At 65.6% G+C, this 16,969-nt stretch carries 15 protein-coding genes and 1 pseudogene; 8 read left to right on the forward strand and 8 right to left on the reverse strand.

Going from position 1 to position 16,969, the window contains the following annotated elements; genetic code table 11:
- Window positions 1–174: 174 nt before the first annotated feature.
- Window positions 175–1,521 carry an acyltransferase family protein gene (locus tag A5777_RS16550; RefSeq protein WP_005208906.1) on the reverse strand — a complete coding sequence of 449 codons (1,347 nt, stop codon included), beginning with the start codon at window positions 1,519–1,521 and terminating at the stop codon, window positions 175–177.
- Between the two features lie 76 nt (window positions 1,522–1,597).
- Between A5777_RS16550 and A5777_RS16555 the strand changes: the two genes are divergently transcribed.
- Window positions 1,598–2,056 (forward strand): SRPBCC family protein, encoded by a 459-nt coding sequence (locus tag A5777_RS16555; protein WP_039856963.1) that lies wholly within the window; start codon window positions 1,598–1,600, stop codon window positions 2,054–2,056.
- 15 nt (window positions 2,057–2,071) lie between these two features.
- Here A5777_RS16555 and A5777_RS16560 read toward each other — a convergent pair whose 3' ends face one another.
- The 4 genes and pseudogenes from A5777_RS16560 to infC form a co-directional block, all read right to left on the reverse strand.
- Window positions 2,072–2,866, reverse strand: a complete 795-nt coding sequence (locus A5777_RS16560; RefSeq protein WP_197502403.1) for a TrmH family RNA methyltransferase — start codon at window positions 2,864–2,866, stop codon at window positions 2,072–2,074.
- 55 nt (window positions 2,867–2,921) lie between these two features.
- Window positions 2,922–3,302 (reverse strand): 50S ribosomal protein L20, encoded by a 381-nt coding sequence (gene rplT, locus A5777_RS16565; protein WP_005178731.1) that lies wholly within the window; start codon window positions 3,300–3,302, stop codon window positions 2,922–2,924.
- Window positions 3,303–3,342: 40 nt separating this feature from the next.
- Window positions 3,343–3,537, reverse strand: coding sequence for a 50S ribosomal protein L35 (rpmI, locus tag A5777_RS16570; RefSeq protein WP_005208912.1), 195 nt, complete (start codon window positions 3,535–3,537; stop codon window positions 3,343–3,345).
- 105 nt (window positions 3,538–3,642) lie between these two features.
- Window positions 3,643–4,297: pseudogene (gene infC / locus A5777_RS16575) on the reverse strand (translation initiation factor IF-3).
- Window positions 4,298–4,558: 261 nt separating this feature from the next.
- Here infC and A5777_RS16580 point away from each other — a divergent pair.
- The 3 genes from A5777_RS16580 (at window position 4,559) to A5777_RS16590 (ending at window position 5,966) form a co-directional block, all read left to right on the forward strand.
- A complete protein-coding gene (locus A5777_RS16580; RefSeq protein ID WP_005208917.1) occupies window positions 4,559–4,999 on the forward strand; it encodes a DUF1844 domain-containing protein in 441 nt (146 codons plus the stop codon).
- 158 nt (window positions 5,000–5,157) lie between these two features.
- Complete coding sequence (locus A5777_RS16585) at window positions 5,158–5,457, forward strand: DUF1540 domain-containing protein (protein ID WP_064863471.1); 300 nt, start codon at window positions 5,158–5,160, stop codon at window positions 5,455–5,457.
- 107 nt (window positions 5,458–5,564) lie between these two features.
- Complete coding sequence (locus A5777_RS16590; protein WP_064863472.1) at window positions 5,565–5,966, forward strand: hypothetical protein; 402 nt, start codon at window positions 5,565–5,567, stop codon at window positions 5,964–5,966.
- A 6-nt stretch (window positions 5,967–5,972) separates the two neighbouring features.
- Here A5777_RS16590 and uvrA read toward each other — a convergent pair whose 3' ends face one another.
- Window positions 5,973–8,855, reverse strand: coding sequence for an excinuclease ABC subunit UvrA (gene uvrA, locus A5777_RS16595; RefSeq protein WP_064863473.1), 2,883 nt, complete (start codon window positions 8,853–8,855; stop codon window positions 5,973–5,975).
- Between the two features lie 326 nt (window positions 8,856–9,181).
- Between uvrA and A5777_RS16600 the strand changes: the two genes are divergently transcribed.
- The 4 genes from A5777_RS16600 (at window position 9,182) to A5777_RS16615 (ending at window position 14,226) form a co-directional block, all read left to right on the forward strand.
- A complete protein-coding gene (locus tag A5777_RS16600) occupies window positions 9,182–9,868 on the forward strand; it encodes an MBL fold metallo-hydrolase (RefSeq protein ID WP_064863474.1) in 687 nt (228 codons plus the stop codon).
- A 232-nt stretch (window positions 9,869–10,100) separates the two neighbouring features.
- A complete protein-coding gene (locus A5777_RS16605; RefSeq protein ID WP_064863475.1) occupies window positions 10,101–11,075 on the forward strand; it encodes a DoxX family membrane protein in 975 nt (324 codons plus the stop codon).
- A 56-nt stretch (window positions 11,076–11,131) separates the two neighbouring features.
- A complete protein-coding gene (locus A5777_RS16610) occupies window positions 11,132–11,884 on the forward strand; it encodes a hypothetical protein (RefSeq protein ID WP_064863476.1) in 753 nt (250 codons plus the stop codon).
- Complete coding sequence (locus tag A5777_RS16615; protein ID WP_064863477.1) at window positions 11,881–14,226, forward strand: HelD family protein; 2,346 nt, start codon at window positions 11,881–11,883, stop codon at window positions 14,224–14,226. The genes A5777_RS16610 and A5777_RS16615 overlap by 4 nt, the downstream gene beginning before the upstream one ends.
- A gap of 100 nt (window positions 14,227–14,326) precedes the next feature.
- On the opposite strand, the gene helR is transcribed toward A5777_RS16615, so the two are convergent.
- Window positions 14,327–16,237 (reverse strand): RNA polymerase recycling motor ATPase HelR, encoded by a 1,911-nt coding sequence (gene helR, locus A5777_RS16620; RefSeq protein ID WP_442903054.1) that lies wholly within the window; start codon window positions 16,235–16,237, stop codon window positions 14,327–14,329.
- A gap of 261 nt (window positions 16,238–16,498) precedes the next feature.
- Window positions 16,499–16,939: a universal stress protein gene (locus tag A5777_RS16625; protein ID WP_005208939.1), complete on the reverse strand. Its 441-nt coding sequence runs from the start codon at window positions 16,937–16,939 to the stop codon at window positions 16,499–16,501.
- Window positions 16,940–16,969 lie beyond the last annotated feature (30 nt).

Raw genomic sequence — 16,969 nt, forward strand, 5'->3', positions numbered from 1 at the left:
ACTTGCTGTTTCGGATGACTGAACTCATCACGACCACCTCGATGACGACGAGAGCAGATCAGCAATGCCCGGTCGGAGGCCGTGATAGTTCCTCGTCAAGGTTAGTCGACCGGCATGGTGCCTTACCTCGACGCCCCCACCAACCCGCGACGATCGATCCACAATTCGCCCGGGTCAGCAGCGTCGGGAGCCCGCAGGTGCCCGACCCAACCACCGAGCGCCCATCGCGGCGGCGACGCCGACCACCAACCACATCCAGCCGGCGACGATCCCCGAACCGGCCAGGAGCAGAGTCGCGACACCGACGACCACCAGAAGCGTCACGATGAGGGCGTCGCGTCGTCTACTCCAACCGCCGACGATCTGCGCGTCCCACCACGGCAGCGGACGGTTCTCCAGGACGGACAGCACACCGGTCACCGGGATCATCAGCGCGAGCAGGCATGTCGTGGTCCCGAGAACCGTCGGCCAGAAGAACAGGGCGTGGGGATCGCGATGCAATCCACACACCGTGGAGAGGCCGATGATGAGCGCCAGCACCGGCAGGTGCCACAGATACAGGGTCATCGCACCACGGTTGCCGAGCACGACCCACCACCAGACACGTGGGCGCGAGGCCACTCGCGCCAGCGGCGCACGCAACGCGATGACCAGTGTGCACAGCACCACTGTGTGCCCAGCGAGTAGCAGGCTCGGCGGGCTCATATTGGACAAGTGCTGCCCTGGGACGGTCACCAGCGACACCTCGTACGGACCGAGGGCCACCAGCGCAATGTCGACGACCAGAGCCGTCACACCCAGCAGCGCCGCCTCGACCGTCGTGAACAGACGCTTCGCATACGCGACGCCGAGGATCGCCGGGATGATCCACACGCTGAGAAAGTTGACGTAACCAAGCTGACTCGACGCTCCGACGGCGATCCGAAGCGTGTCGACGGCTGCCGTCACCAGCCACGCGGCCGCGAGAGCCGACAGCACAGCGCGACGTGACGAGAGTCGTTGGAGCACCGGCATCACGGCGAGCACCAGCAGATAGGCGCCGAGGAACCACAGCAACTGAACTCCCAGGCGTGCCACGACGTCGGCGATGGCGGTGGCACCGACCAGCGTCGACACCCCGTAGACGACCAGGACGACCATGAGGTACCACCCGACCGGACGCAGAAGCCGCTGCACACGACGCAACAGCCACTGTCCGGGACGTGTGTCCGGACGCCACCCGTAGGTCGACGCCGCGGCGCCTGCGAAGAAGAACAGCGGAAGGATCTGGAACAGCCAGGTCATCGGCTGCAGAAGCGGAACGTCGGCGAGCGTGTTGCCGAGGACGAGCCGACCGTCGGCGATCGACACGGTCAACATGAGCGAATGCCCGGCGATCACGACGACCAGTGAGGTGAGCCGGATGAGATCGACGACGCGGTCGCGGTTGCCGGTCAGCGCGTCGAGTTCTGCGACCGCGGGGGTCGGGGATGAGTGGTTCAGCACTCCGAGAAGTCTTCGCCGACATGCCCGTTCGATCATGGGTGCAACTACTCAGCACGCGTATGCGTTTCAACTCGATCAGCCGGTGCCGCCCTGCGCCCTAGACTCGACGCTCATGCGATACACACTGGAAGATTCCGTTGTCGTCGAGCGCAGCCCGGAGGACGTGTACGCGCTGATCAGCGACGTCACGCGCACCGGAGAGTGGAGCGAACAGTGCCACGCGTGTGAGTGGGACAGTTCCGCGCGCGGCGCGGGCGCGACCTTCACAGGTCACAACCGCACGCCGGTACGCGAGTGGTCGACCGTCTCGACCGTGACCGTCGACGAACCCGCCACTCGCTTCGAATGGACAATCGGAACGAGCGGCACGAAGTGGGGCTATCGAGTCGCGGCCGCCGGAGACGGCAGCACACGGCTCACCGAGTACACCGCCTTCTCTGACACCGGCGAAGAGTTCTTCCACGAGAAGTATGGCGACGACGCCGATGACCAGATGAGGATTCGCCTCGTCGCGGCGGCGGAGGGAATTCCTGCCACTCTCGCCAGGATCAAACAGATCGCCGAGGCGTGAGCGCTGCGCTACAACCTAGCGGGCTTGTACTCGCGCGCTCTCGTAGAGACAGATCGACGCTGCCGACGCGAGATTGAGGCTCTCGGCGCGACCGCGGATCGGAATGGACACCCGGTGGTCGGCCGCCCGCGCGAGTGGTGCGGACAACCCGTGAGCCTCGTTGCCGAACAGCCAGGCGGTCGGCTCGGCGAGGACGTCTGAGGCGTCGTCGAGCACGAGCTCACCGTCGGCCGACGTCGCGAGGATCGTGATGCCTGCCGACCTCACCGACGACAGCGCCGCGTCGACGTCTCGCTCCCGCACGATCGGCAGATGGAAGACGCTGCCCGCGCTCGCGCGTACGCACTTCCCGTTGTGCGGGTCCACCGCATCGCCGAGCAACAGCACGGCGTCGGCGCCCATCGCGTCGGCTGTGCGGATCAGCGTCCCGGCATTACCTGGTTCACGCGGCTCGACGGCCACAGCCAGTAGGCGTGGACCGGACGACAGCACGTCGCCAAGCGACGCGTCGAGCAACTCGGCGAGAGCGAAGATTCCGGGCGGCGTCGTCGCTTCCGAGAGTTTCCCGGCGGCTCGATCCGACAGTCCGACGACGTCGATGCCTGCGCCGGATGCGTCGCCCAGGACGTCGGCGTGTCGGTCGGCGTCACTCTCTCGGACGAGGACCTGCAGTGCCCGACCGCTCTCCAGGGCGGCGGCAACCGCATTGGAGCCTTCCACGAGAAACCGTCCCTCGGCGCGTCGTGCCGGCGCTCGATGGAGCTTTGCATACGACACGACCCGCGAGGATCGTTCGGACAGGATCTCCATCAGATGATGTCCGTGATCACTCGCGGGTCGTGTGCGACGTGTTCGATGTGAACGCTCAGGCTGCGGGAGCGTTGACGTCGGCCGGCAGCGCCTTGCGGGCAACCTCGACGAGGCCGGTGAAGGCCTCGGGGTCGGTCACGGCGATGTCGGCGAGCACCTTGCGGTCAACCTCGACACCAGCGGCCTTGAGGCCCTGGATGAAGCGGTTGTAGGTGATGTCGTTGGCGCGGGCCGCGGCGTTGATACGCGCGATCCACAGCTTGCGGAACTCACCCTTGCGGGCGCGACGGTCCCGGTAGGCGTAAGTCATCGAGTGGAGCTGCTGCTCCTTGGCCTTGCGGTACAGGCGCGAGCGCTGCCCGCGGTATCCCTTGGAGGCCTCCAGCGTCGAACGACGCTTCTTCTGGGCGTTCACAGCCCTTTTCACGCGTGCCATGTCAGTTCCTCTTGTTCGTCAGATGTGGTGGTCGGGTGCGTCAGCGGTTGAGCAGTCGCTTGATACGCGGTGCGTCGTTCTCACTCACCACGGCGATGCCGTCGAGACGACGGGTACGGCGAGAGGACTTGTGCTCCAGGAGGTGGCGACGGTTGGCCTTCTGGCGGACGATCTTTCCGCTGCCGGTCACCTTGAAGCGCTTGGCTGTGCCCTTGTGGGTCTTGCTCTTCGGCATGTTCTTTCCTTCATTCGAGCGGACGCAAGCCACACCCGCGGTTGTCGGGTGCGGTATGCGTCCGCAGTGGTTCTCCGACGGCCCGTTCTCACGGACCGCATCGGCTTAGCTGGCCGTGTCGTCCTTGGCGCCCTGCTGGCGGGGCGCGCGATCGTCACGGGTCTGCTGCGCTTTCACGCGGGTCTTCGCGCCCTTGTGCGGGGCGAGGACCATGGTCATGTTGCGGCCGTCCTGCTTGGCCGAGGTCTCGATGAAGCCGTAATCGGCGACGTCGTTACCGAGGCGCTGCAGCAGTCGGTATCCGAGCTCGGGTCGCGACTGTTCGCGCCCGCGGAACATGATGGTGACCTTCACCTTCGAGCCTGCCTCGAGGAACCGGATGACGTGACCCTTCTTGGTCTCGTAATCGTGGTCGTCGATCTTCGGCCGGAGCTTCTGCTCCTTGATGACGGTCAACTGCTGGTTGCGACGCGACTCGCGTTGCTTCTGCGCTGCTTCGTACTTGAACTTGCCGTAGTCCATGATCTTGCACACCGGCGGACGGGCGTCGGGTGCGACCTCAACCAAGTCCAGGTCGGCCTCGTAGGCCAGGCGCAGCGCATCTTCAACACGCACGATGCCCACCTGCTCCGAATTCGGTCCGACGAGTCGGACCTCCGGTACGCGGATGCGCTCGTTGATGCGGGTCTCAGTGCTGATGGGGCCTCCTTGATAAAACCTGACAGGGGTGGCCGTCGCGGAGTGGTCGGTGGCCGCGCATGGAAAGGGGCTCTCAGCAGAAGAGCCCCGAGATGGTGTTCACCATCGTCAGGGCTCCGATACCGACCGGTCTGCACACCATCGGATGTGCATCGCCGACGGCGCGGAAAGACCACACCTATCGGCAGGACCGGACCGTACAACTGCGTGAATCGCGTGTGCGGTAAGCGCACATATTCGACGCGTCGTAGCGGTGGGAGCGGAACTCCACTTGCGACCCCGGCGCCAACCGGGGCGGTCGTGCTATGAAAGTCTATCAGTCATGCCCGAGAACACCTATTCGCCTTCGGGCGACGATGCAGGTGACGACCTCACCGGCGTTCCGAACAACGATTCCGCGCGTCCGGACGTGACTACTTCCACAGACGATGATGACAACGTCCGTGACATGGCAGACATTCCTTCGATCGAGGTCGTGACCCGGGCCATCGTCATGTTGATGAGTGCGTCGGCTGAGAAGCTCGGCCTGGCGCCGGGGGCGTCCGAAGACGACGCGGATCTCGATGAGGCTCGCAAACTCATCACCGCGCTGGCCGGGCTCGTCGACGCGGCCAAACCAGATCTCGGCGTGCACGCCGCCCCCATACGCGACGGACTCAAGCAACTGCAGCTGGCGTTCCGCGATGCGAGCGCATACCCGGACGAGCCTGGCGAGGGACCCGGCGAGAAGTACACCGGACCGGTTCGCGACCGTCGACGGTGACGTTCGCGCTGGCCGCGAATTTACGGCGACGTAGGTAGCGCTTGCCTAACGTTTCCGCAGTTCAGGTCAGCCTTTGCTTGCTGGAAAGCCGACACGGAGGCACCTAGATTGAGAACAGGGCAATCACCTGCCCGCCAACCTCGATCCAGGAGTTCACGATGGCCACGCTCGAAATGCCACATGTCGCCGAATGCACCGTCAGTGAGTGTTCGTACAACCACGACGGCTGCCACGCGTTCGCGATCAACGTCAGCGGAACCAACGGCACCGCCGACTGCGCGACGTTCATCCCCCTGACAACTCGAGGCGGTCTCGACCGCGTCTCCACACAGGTCGGCGCATGCCAGCGTGTCGACTGCGCGCACAACGCGAATCTCGAATGCACGGCCACTGCGGTCCGTATCGGTGCAGGCGAGAGTTCCGACACCGCCAACTGCCTGACCTACTCCCCTCGCTGACGGCTCAGCGTCACCAGACCACTCTGCAGCCCTCGACGGACGTCGTGCGGGTCATTCTCTGACCGGCGCGGCGTCCGTCGTCTTGTACGCGGGACTAGCCTGAATCCATGACCTCTCAAGGCGCGCCCGATCACGATCCGGCCGATCCGACGCGGACAACCGCCCCGGCCGACGAGACACAGCCTGTAGGAGAGGTTGTCGACGGCGAGCTTCTGGACGCGGATGTCGTCGAAACCCCTTCGCCTACATCCACGTCCCCTGCATCCACATCCCCCGCGTACACGACCATCTCAAGCCCCACACATATCGATCCCGATTACAGCGAGCAGGGTGTGCCGAGTTTCGATTTCGTCCGCGACAAGATCGAGAAGCGCATTTCGACCGCCATCGGCTCCCAGGAACTCGCCGAGGGCACGCCCGAAGGGCAGGGCGTCGACGACATGATGCGCAAGCGCGACGAGGCCGCGAAGAAAAAGCTCGAGGAGATCCGCAAATCGATGGGTTCCTGACGCGCCTCACCCGGCGGTTGCGACCGGCTCCCCCGTCTCGAGCACGTCTGCGAGGAACTTCCCGGTGTGGCTTCCGGGCGTTTCCGCGATGTCTTCGGGAGTTCCCTCAGCGATCACCGTGCCGCCGCCCGTTCCACCTTCTGGCCCCATGTCGATGACCCAGTCGGCCGTCTTGATGACGTCGAGGTTGTGCTCGATCACGATCACGGTGTTGCCCTTGTCGACCAGTCCGTTGATGACGTCGAGGAGCTTCTTGATGTCCTCGAAGTGCAGGCCGGTCGTCGGCTCGTCGAGGATGTAGACGGTGCGGCCCGCCGACCGCTTCTGCAACTCGGCGGCCAGCTTGACGCGCTGGGCCTCGCCGCCCGAGAGTGTCGGGGCGGGTTGACCGAGACGGACGTATCCGAGGCCGACGTCGACGAGCGTCTTGAGGTAGCGGTGGATCGAGGTGACCGGCTCGAAGAAGTCGGCGGCCTCCTCGATCGGCATGTCGAGAACCTCCGAGATGGTCTTGCCCTTGTAGTGCACCTCGAGGGTCTCGCGGTTGTACCGCGCACCGTGACACACCTCGCAGGGAACGTAGACGTCGGGCAGGAAGTTCATCTCGATCTTGATGGTTCCCTCGCCCTGACACGCCTCACAGCGTCCGCCCTTGACGTTGAACGAGAAGCGTCCGGGCTGGTAGCCGCGCACCTTCGCTTCGGTTGTCGCCGCGAACAACGTGCGGATCTTGTCGAAGACACCCGTGTAGGTCGCCGGATTCGAGCGCGGTGTCCGACCGATCGGCGATTGATCGACCTGCACGAGCTTGTCGAGGTTGCCCAGACCGTTCACGCGCGTGTGCCTGCCCGGTACCTGACGCGCACCGTTGAGCTTGTTCGCCAGGACAGTCGCGAGGATGTCGTTGACCAGCGTCGACTTTCCGGATCCGGACACACCGGTGACCGCGGTGAGCACGCCGAGCGGAAACGAGACGTCGATGCCGCGCAGGTTGTGCTCGCGCGCTCCCACCACGGTGAGCTGCCGATTCTTGTTGATCGGCCGACGGATCGGCGGGACCGGAAGCGTCTCGCGGCCGGACAGGTAGTTGCCCGTCAACGACTTCCGGTTCTTCAGCAGATCCTTGTAGCTACCGGAGTGCACCACCTTGCCGCCGTGCTCGCCCGCGCGCGGACCGATGTCGACGATCCAATCCGCTGCGCGGATCGTGTCCTCGTCGTGTTCGACGACGATCAGCGTGTTGCCCAGGTCGCGCAGTCGCGTGAGGGTGTCGATCAGTCGACGGTTGTCGCGCTGGTGCAGTCCGATCGACGGTTCGTCGAGGACGTAGAGCACACCGGCAAGCCCCGAACCGATCTGGGTGGCCAAGCGAATTCGCTGTGCCTCACCACCCGAGAGCGACCCGGCGGCACGGGACAGCGACAGGTAGTCGAGTCCGACGTCGAGGAGGAACGTGATGCGTGCCTGCACCTCTTTGAGGACGCGGCCGGCGATGGCCTGCTGGCGTTTGTCGAGCTTCAATCCGCCGAGGTAACCCGCGGCGTCGGCCACCGAGAGCGCCGACACCTCGGCGATCGATTTCGGTCCGTATTCGGGATGATCGAGCGTCACCGCGAGGATCTCCGGTCGCAGCCGCGCACCCTGACAGACAGGGCACGGAACGTCGCGCATGTAGCCCTCGTACCGCTCCTTCATCTGTTCGGATTCGGTCTGATCCATGCGGCGGTTGAGGAACGCCATGACGCCCTCGAACTCGGTGTAATACGACCGTGTCCGTCCGTACCGGTTGCGGAACTTCACGTGCACCTGATGGTCGCTGCCGTTGAGCAGCGCGTTCCGCGCCTTGGCAGGCAACTTCTTCCACGGGGTGTCGACGTCGAAGCCCATCTGATCGGCCAGACCGGACATGAGCCGCAGGAAGTAGTCGGCGTTGTGTCCGGTCGACCAGGGTGCGATGGCGCCCTCGGAGAGTGAGAGGTCGGGATCGGGCACGACGAGGTCCTCATCGACCTCCTTGCGAATCCCGAGGCCGTCGCATTCGGGACACGCGCCATACGGCGAGTTGAACGAGAACGACCGCGGCTCGAGGTCGTCGATGGCGATCGGGTGCCCGTTCGGGCACGCCATGCGCTCGGAGAATCGTCGTTCGCGGTGGGGATCGGTCTCCTCGACGTCGACGAAGTCGAGGACGACGATGCCGTCGGCAAGCCGCAGGGCCGTCTCGACCGAGTCGGTGAGACGCTGCTTGGCGCTCGGCTTCACGACGAGTCGGTCGACGACGACATCGATGTCGTGCTTTTCCTGCTTCTTGAGCTTGGGCGGATCCGTCAGCGAATGGATCTTGCCGTCGACGCGCGCACGCGAGAAGCCCTGGGTCTGCAGTTCGGCGAACAGATCGACGAACTCACCTTTACGGGTGCGGACGACAGGGGCGAGAACCTGGAAACGGGTGCCCTCGTCCATCGCGAGCACCTGATCGACGATCTGCTGGGGTGTCTGCTTGGCGATCTCGGCACCACAGACCGGACAGTGTGCGACACCAGCGCGCGCGTAGAGCAGGCGCAGGTAGTCGTAGACCTCGGTGATCGTGCCGACCGTCGAGCGAGGATTTCTGTTCGTCGACTTCTGGTCGATCGACACCGCGGGCGAGAGACCTTCGATGAAGTCGACGTCGGGCTTGTCCATCTGGCCCAAGAACTGCCGCGCATACGCGGACAGCGACTCCACGTAGCGTCGCTGTCCCTCGGCGAAGATCGTGTCGAAAGCCAGCGACGACTTCCCCGAACCCGAGAGTCCGGTGAAAACGATGAGGCTGTCGCGGGGCAGATCCACATCGACACCGCGAAGGTTGTGTTCGCGGGCACCACGGACGATCAAACGATCAACCACTACAGTCCTATCCACATATCTCGGCTGGTCCATACTTCTTGGCCAGCCCCTGCGCGGGATCGCCGCGCATCCGGTCGCCGCTGGGCACCGATCGTCGACCGGTGTCTCGTAGGGCGTGTCTGTCTCGTTGGGCGTGTCTGTCTCGTTGGGCGTGTCTGTCTCGTCAGGCGTGTTTGGGGCTCACCATAACGGCAGCCACCGACGAGAATTCTCGACGCCGTGCCGGCGGTCTCCAGGCGGCGTCACAACACTTGTCAACGATACGCGGCCCACCAGGTGTTCCCATCCCCGTCCGCCCCGTCGACCTGCGTGGCTACGCTGAGTTCATGACTTCGTCCGACCTCACCATCACCGACGATTACACCGGCGATCTGTCCGAAACCGGCCCGCAGCGCCGCACGCTGAGCAACGCCTCGATCGTGAAGATCTCGGTCGGGCCCATGGACAACAACGTCTACATCGTCACCAGCGCCGCGACCGGAGACCAACTGATCATCGACGCCGCCAACGATGCGGACACCATCCGCGGTGTGCTCGACGAACTCGACGGCGCTGGGCGCACGATCTTCACCACGCACCAGCACTACGACCATTGGCAGGCACTCGCCGACGTCGCGGCAACGACAGGCGCGCCGACCGCCGCTGGTCGGATCGACGCTCCTGAACTGCCCGTAGCCCCCGACATCCTCCTCGACGACGGCGACGTCCTGACCGTCGGTGACCTGACCTTCGACGCAATCCACCTCGTCGGCCACACGCCCGGATCGATCGCGCTGGCCCTCACCGATCCCGCAAGCGGCGTCGTCCACCTCTTCACCGGCGATTCCCTCTTCCCGGGCGGCGTCGGAAAGACGTGGGCGCCAGGCGACTTCGACACTCTCGTCGACGACGTCGAGACCAAGCTCTTCGAGCGCTATCCCGATTCGACCGTCGTGTACCCCGGCCACGGCAAGGACACGACCCTCGGCACCGAACGTCCGTCGCTGGACGAATGGCGCAAACGCGGCTGGTGAGCATCGGCCTACACGCACATCGCTTGCGCCAGATCATCAACTCCACCGAGCGCCCCTACACCGGACAGGTAGCCTCGAAAGAGCGCCGCCGACCCAGTCCAACGCGTGATCGACCAACGCAGTGACCGAAAGCCGCAGTAAACGAAATGCCGCAGTAAACGAAAAGCCGCAGTGACCGAAACGCACAGTGACCGACTAATGCAGTGACTTCCGAAGGGACCGTGTCAACAAGATGATCCTCCGCCGTATTGCCCGACCGATGCTCGCATCGGTGTTCATCGTCTCCGGCTATGACGCCCTGCGACACCCGCAGAAGCGCGCAGAAATCGCGGAGCCCTTCGTGGAGAGCACCGTCGGTGTGCTGCCGGACGAGGTCACCTCCGTCATCCCCACCGATCCGGTCACGCTGGTCCGGGTGAACGGCGGCATCCAACTCGCGAGCGGCGTCCTGCTGGCGACGGGCAAGTTCCCGCGCTTCGCGTCGGCCGTTCTCGCGGGCTCGCTCGCACCGACGACGTTCGCCGGCCATCCCTTCTGGGAGGAATCCGACCCGGTCGCGCGGAACATGCAGCGCACACATTTCCTGAAGAACCTGAGCCTGATGGGCGGCCTGCTGATCTCGGCGGCCGACACCGAGGGCAAGCCCTCACTCGCGTGGCGTGGTCGACGCAAGGCCGACGCCGCGCTCGCGGCCCTGCCTCTCGGCGCGAAGGCGAGCACCACGGCGTGGGATTCGATCCGCGAGCACGCACAGGAATCCGCGTCGACGCTCGGCGAGAAGTCCAGCGAGGCTGCCGGTCTCCTGAAGCAGGACGCACACAAGTTGGGAGAGCGCTCTGCCGAGGCAGCGGACAAGTTCCGCGACCGCGCACCCGTTGTCGCCGAGAACGCCCGGGAGCGTTCGGCGGAGTTCGCCGACAAGGTCCGCGACCGCGCGCCCGTCGTCGCCGAGAACGCCCGCGAGCGCTCCGCCGAGATCGCCGAAACGGCGCGTGAGCGCTCCGCAGAGTTCGCCGACAAGGTCCGCGACCGCGCCCCCGAGATCGCCGAGGCTGCGCGCGAACGCTCCGCCGAACTCGCCGAAGCCGCACGTGAACGCTCCGCAGAGCTCGCAGAGTCGGCCAAGGAACTGGTGTCGACCGCAGGCGACAAGGCCGACGCCGCTGTCGCCGACGGCAAGAAGCGCTGGCGCAAGGCCCGGTCCTGACCCCTTCGCTCCACGCGCGGACCCCATCGCCTTCGGAACAGACTCCGACCGGGCGCATGGGGTCCGTCGCGTTTCCGCCACACCTCTATCCGTGGGTCTTCGACCCTGCGGGCTTCGTCCCGCTCGAGATTCGACGCGAAGGCCGCACACTCATGGTCGCCGTTGGGTCCAACGCATCCCGCGCGGTACTGACCGCGAAGCTTGCCGATGTGGGCGGCGTCGACATCAGTCCTGCCCGCGTCGTCGTGCACGGTATCGCCGTCGGATACTCCGGCCATGTGTCGGCACGCGGATACATTCCGGCAGCCCCCTTTGCGTCTCCCGACGCCGCCTCGACGCTGACCGCGTTCTGGCTCGACGACGAGCAACTCGCCGCACTCGACCGCACCGAACCCAATTACCATCGATTGACAGTGACCACGACTTCTCATCCCCTGCGTGAACGCCTCGACGACGTCGACTCCGTTCCGGTCCGCTCACCGGTGCCGGTGCGCGAGTTCGCCGTATACGCGTCGAGACACGGAGTCCTCACCGATCGACAGTCGGCCCCGCTCCCCTTCTCCACCCAGGGCGCAGTCCTCGCGCAGCTTGCGGAAGATCTCGACGACCCGTCGTTGACGCAGCCACCCGCGACCGTCTGCGCGCGACTCGGCGACCCCGACGCAGGCAAGGACCTGACAAGGCGCATCCACCAGCGCAGACTGTGCCGTCCGGACGGCCTCACCCGCGTCCCCGCACCCCACCATCCCGACGACCCCGCGCACACCGAATTCGGTGCGTACGCCGAACCCGACGATGAGATCCGATGAGTACCTCGCCGACACACACCGACACCGAACGCACCGATCCCCGCATCGATGAGGAGCAGACCCACCTCGACGCCGTGTACCGACGCCTCGACAGAATGCGTGCCAACACCCGTCGTCGACTCGCCTCGACGCTGCGGGAGTCCGCGGGCACCCCGCAGGCGCTGTCCGAGCGCGAATCCTACGAACGCATGTATGTCGACGACCTCGCGAAATACGATGCCGCCGAACACAATCTGTATTTCGGCCGCCTCGACCTCGACGACGGCGAGATCCGTCGGATCGGACGCATCGGAGTCCTCGACGACGACGAGGGCGACACCACACTCCTCCTCGATTGGCGAGCGCCACTGTCTCGGGCGTTCTATCTCGCCACGCCTGCCGCACCCGAAGAGGTCGCTCGCCGCAGACACATCCGCACCCGAAACCGCGGCGTCCGTGAAGTCAACGACGAGTTCCTCACCGCGGGTGAAGCTTCCATCGACGAGTCAGCACACGGCGACGTCGTGAACGAGTCCGCGCTCGTCGTTGCGCTCAATGCCGCGCGCACCGGCGAGATGACCGACATCGTCGAGACCATCCAGCGCGAGCAGGACCTGATCATCCGGTCGGCGCATCGCGGCGTCACGGTCATTCAGGGTGGGCCGGGCACCGGTAAGACCGCCGTCGCACTACACCGTGCCGCCTACCTTCTGTACACGCACCGAGACATCCTCTCGCGCAGTGGAATTCTCATCATCGGACCCAACAGCGACTTCCTCGACTACATCGGCCAGGTGCTGCCATCGCTCGGTGAGTCCGGCGTACTCCTCGCGACGATCGGCGAGCTCTTCCCCGGTGTCACCGCGACCGGGGACGAACCCCGCCGCACCCGTGAGGTCAAGGGTCGCCTGCAGATGCTCGACGTCCTCAAGCGCACCGTCCGGTCACACGAGTCGCTGCCGACGAAGCCTGTCTCCGTGGATTTCGACGGCTACCGGGTCGAGATCGACAGCGCGCTTGTCAAGGCAGCCCGCGCGGCCGCACGTGGGTCGCGCAGGGCGCACAACCAGGCCCAGCCGGTGTTCCTGCGCTCGGCACTCGACGCGCTCGCCGCCAAGCACTCGGCCGCGATCGGCGCCAGTCTGCTCGACGGGTCGCAGCTGCTCACCCCCGCCGACCTCAAGGACATTCGCGACGACATGGGCCGCGACCCGGATATCCGCCAGGCGGTCCTCACATTCTGGCCGACGTTGACTCCGACGGACGTCCTCCGCGATTTCTACGACGACCCCGCCGCCATCCGCAAAGCCACGCCAGGCTGGTCCGACGACGATCGCGCAGCACTCCACCGCGCACGCCGCACAGCCACAGGCAGTGCGGACAAGGGCAGCGAGAGCGGCGAGTTCACGCCCGCCGACGTTCCGCTACTCGACGAACTCGCCGAACTCGTCGGCTATGGCACCGACGAGGCCGAACGCGCCGAACGCGAGCGCTGGCGTCGACAACTCGCCGACGCGCAGGATGCGCTCGACATCCTGACCGGTTCGGCACCACAGGATCTCGAGGACGAGCTCGACCCGGAGATCTTGATGGCGTACGACCTGATCGACGCCGAGCAACTCGCCGCGCGCCAGACCGACGTGCAACGCGCGACCACCGCAGAGCGCGCATTCAACGACCGCACCTGGACGTTCGGTCACGTCATCGTCGACGAAGCGCAGGAGTTGTCAGGCATGGCGTGGCGCATGGTGATGCGACGAATCCCCAACCGATGGATGACGATCATCGGCGACACCGCACAGACCGGCGACCTCGCGGGTACGACGTCGTGGAGTGAAGTGTTGACACCCTACGTCGCGAACCGTTGGCAGTTGCGCGAGTTGACCGTCAACTACCGCACGCCGAGCGAGATCATGACCTACGCCGCGCGCGTTCTGGCGCATGTCGGCGGTTCGCTCACACCACCGACGTCGTTGCGCAGCAACGGAATCGATCCGTACGCCCGCACCGCGTCGACGGCCGACGTCGTCGCGACCGCGATCGAGGAGGCCACGAGACCGGAGCTGCGCGGCCTGACCGGAATGGTGGTGCCCGACAGCCTTTTCGAGGAAACCTCACGGGCGGTCGCCGACCTCGACCCATCCGCGCTCGGCATTGACGAGCTCCCCCGCGTCCACACCGTGACCACCTGCAAGGGACTCGAGTTCGACACGACTGTCGTCGTCGAACCGAGCGCGCTCATCGCTCAGTCGCCACGCGGATACAGCGACCTCTACGTCGCACTGACCCGCAGTACGCAGCGCCTCGTCGTGGTCAACGCCGACCCGCTACCAGCAGAACTCGACGACATGCCCCGTCGCTGAACGGCTTTCGACGATGCTCTTCACACCGTCGAGCGCTCATTCGGATTGCCCGCACACCCTTCCTCGGGGTGTAGGATGACGAGTTCGCGGGTCGCGCGGGTCATCGATACGTAGCGGTCGACGGCCCCGGTGATCCCGGCTCCGAAGGCCTCCGATTCGACGACGGAACGTTGGCGTCGGGTATGGCGGCTCGGATCACGGGTTCAGCCGCCTCCATGATCTCTGCGGGCGTTCGGTAGTTGATCGACAACGACTGGACGCGCACGTCCCGACATCCGACACTGCGGAGTCGCTCCGACCACGTCTCGGCGAACCCCGCGCGCGCCTGCGCCCTGTCGCCGACGATCGTGATGCTCCCGGACGGGTTGCGCCGCAACACCATTCGCCACTGCGCCGGGGTGAGTTCCTGCGCCTCGTCGACGATGATGTGCGCGAAGGGTCCGTCGAGAGCGTCGGCTTCGACGTCGGGCACGGCCGAATCGTCCACGAGAACGTCGCGCAGGTCGTCTTGCCGAAGCATCGACATCAGGCCCTCGCCGTCGTCGTAGGTCGTCGACGCCATGAGGTCGTCGACGACGAAGTCCATACGACGGCGCTCAGCGCGGAGGGCGGCGGACCGGCGGCGGTGACGATCGTCTGCGCTGCGGTCTCCCAATCGGTTGCGCGCGGCGTCGAGAAGCGGGAGGTCGGCGTCGGTCCACGCGTCCGGACGTTCTCGCTGGAGGAGTCGCAGATCATCCGGCGTCAACCACGGGGCACACATTCGGAGGAACGCGGGAACCGACCACAGGTCACCGACGAGATCCGTCGCGTCGAGCATCGGCCACGCGCGCCCCACTGCAGTAGCGAGAGATTCATTGCGCTGCAACGCTTCCTGCACCTCGTCCCGGTCGAGATCGTCGTGACCGATACGTCGTTGCACCGTCTCGGCCAGGTACTGCCAGATCACGCCGCGCGCCTCGTTGTGTGGTGTGCCCGCCTCGGGTGCAGCGAACGCTTCGGCCCAATCCCGCCGCCGCAGAGTCACATCCGCCCACTCGGTCTCGACGAGAAGCGACTCGGTAGGCGGTTCCTCGTACCATCGCACCGCAGTCTCGATCGCGTCGACCATCCCGGCCGTCGACTTCAGCGATGCCACAACGTCGTCGGCTTCTCGCACTGCGGTGTCGCCCCCGGCGACCAGATCTTGCAACGTGCACGTCTGCACGCCTTCTTCACCGAGACTCGGCAAGACGTCGGCGACATACGACAGGTACTGCTCGTGCGGCCCGACGATCAGGAGGCGGCCACGCGTAAGCCTCGCGTCGGAGTAGAGCAGATAGGCGGCACGATGCAGCGCCACCACGGTCTTTCCTGTACCGGGGCCGCCATCGACGACCAGCGCGCCTGCCGAGTCGGCGCGGATGATGGCGTCCTGGTCGGCCTGGATCGTCGACAACACGTCGCGCATGCGTGGCGACCGACTCGCCGAAAGGCCTGCGAACAGCGCCGAATCGCCATCGAGCCATACCCCGTCGTCGACGGCGTCCGCGGTGAACACTTCATCCCAGTAGTCGGTGATCTGCCCGCGCGCCCATCGATAGCGTCTGCGCGAGCGCACCCCCATCGGCTGCGCCGCCGTCGCGTTGAAGAACGGAGCAGCGGCTGGGGTTCGCCAGTCGACGAGCAGTTGACGGCCCGTCGAGTCGGTCAGTCCGACGCGGCCGACATACACCGGCTCCGGCTCGTCGGTCAGCGTCATCCTGCCGATGCACAGGTCGAGCCCGAAGCGACGAAGCGTCCGTAGGCGGCCCGTCAACTGGTGTATCTCGAGGTCGCGATCCGATGCGCGCTGCCCACCACCGCCCTCTGCCTTTCGCGTGGCATCGAGTCTGGTCGAGAGGACGTCGACGGTGCCGGCGAGCGCCGCGGCGGTGTCGGCGAAATAGCGCACATCGCTCTCGATGCGCGTCGAGGCGGATTTCGGTGAACCGGCGGGAAGGTTGAAGACATGGTCAGTCACTGCAGGCACTGGGCGACTCCGAAAAGGGCTGGGCGGGGGCGGAATCACCGATTGTGCACCCGGTTAGGGGCCTTGCGGCAAGGCCCCTACCTCGCGTTATAGTGAAATGGGCAGGGACGTAGCGGCGATCACGGCGGATCAGGCCACGCTCCCCTGAGCACACATCACGACGGCACGCATCACCACGACAGTCATCACAGCCAGCAGCACACGCGCAACAGCCGGGAGACGAATGCGTCTGCCCGGCTGTTGGTCTCGATGAGAACGGAACTAGGTGGTGTGCACGATCAGCACATCGCACGCAGACTTACGCGCGACGTCGGCAGGCACCGAACCCAGCAGACGCCCCGCAATCGAGTTGAGTCCACGATTGCCGACGACGAGTAGATCAGCCTGCACATCGGTGACCAGTTGCAGCAGCGCGTCGACGGGTGCGCCCTTCACCGGGCGCGCGACGATCTGCGTGGCTCCCGACTTCGATGCTCGCTCTTTCGCCCGTCGCAGGATCTCGTCGGTCGGCGCACTTCCGGTCACCTGGTAGGCCTCGTCTTTGAGAACATCTGCGGCCTCGCCGGCGCCGCGGTCGTTCGGAAAGTATGCGCATGCGATCACCAATTTCGAATCGCCCGCGATCGCACCCGCTCGATCGACCGCCTTCAACGACGATTCCGATCCGTCCGTTCCGACGACGATCGTCTGGTAAGCGCCCATCCCTTGACCTCCACACATGTCTGATTCCGC

This window comes from Gordonia sp. 852002-10350_SCH5691597, from assembly GCF_001665715.1.
In the GTDB taxonomy this organism is placed as follows: Bacteria; Actinomycetota; Actinomycetes; order Mycobacteriales; family Mycobacteriaceae; genus Gordonia; species Gordonia sputi.

What these genes read in the sequence shown, in the direction of transcription:
- A5777_RS16600 (WP_064863474.1), top strand. Translation starts at nt 9,182, where the DNA reads ATGACTTCGTCCGACCTCACCATCACCGACGATTACACCGGCGATCTG.
- A5777_RS16580 (WP_005208917.1), top strand. Translation starts at nt 4,559, where the DNA reads ATGCCCGAGAACACCTATTCGCCTTCGGGCGACGATGCAGGTGACGAC.
- A5777_RS16590 (WP_064863472.1), top strand. Translation starts at nt 5,565, where the DNA reads ATGACCTCTCAAGGCGCGCCCGATCACGATCCGGCCGATCCGACGCGG.
- A5777_RS16550 (WP_005208906.1), bottom strand. Translation starts at nt 1,521, where the DNA reads ATGATCGAACGGGCATGTCGGCGAAGACTTCTCGGAGTGCTGAACCAC.
- A5777_RS16560 (WP_197502403.1), bottom strand. Translation starts at nt 2,866, where the DNA reads ATGGAGATCCTGTCCGAACGATCCTCGCGGGTCGTGTCGTATGCAAAG.
- A5777_RS16610 (WP_064863476.1), top strand. Translation starts at nt 11,132, where the DNA reads ATGGGGTCCGTCGCGTTTCCGCCACACCTCTATCCGTGGGTCTTCGAC.
- A5777_RS16615 (WP_064863477.1), top strand. Translation starts at nt 11,881, where the DNA reads ATGAGTACCTCGCCGACACACACCGACACCGAACGCACCGATCCCCGC.
- A5777_RS16555 (WP_039856963.1), top strand. Translation starts at nt 1,598, where the DNA reads ATGCGATACACACTGGAAGATTCCGTTGTCGTCGAGCGCAGCCCGGAG.
- rpmI (WP_005208912.1), bottom strand. Translation starts at nt 3,537, where the DNA reads ATGCCGAAGAGCAAGACCCACAAGGGCACAGCCAAGCGCTTCAAGGTG.
- A5777_RS16605 (WP_064863475.1), top strand. Translation starts at nt 10,101, where the DNA reads ATGATCCTCCGCCGTATTGCCCGACCGATGCTCGCATCGGTGTTCATC.
- rplT (WP_005178731.1), bottom strand. Translation starts at nt 3,302, where the DNA reads ATGGCACGCGTGAAAAGGGCTGTGAACGCCCAGAAGAAGCGTCGTTCG.
- A5777_RS16625 (WP_005208939.1), bottom strand. Translation starts at nt 16,939, where the DNA reads ATGGGCGCTTACCAGACGATCGTCGTCGGAACGGACGGATCGGAATCG.
- A5777_RS16585 (WP_064863471.1), top strand. Translation starts at nt 5,158, where the DNA reads ATGGCCACGCTCGAAATGCCACATGTCGCCGAATGCACCGTCAGTGAG.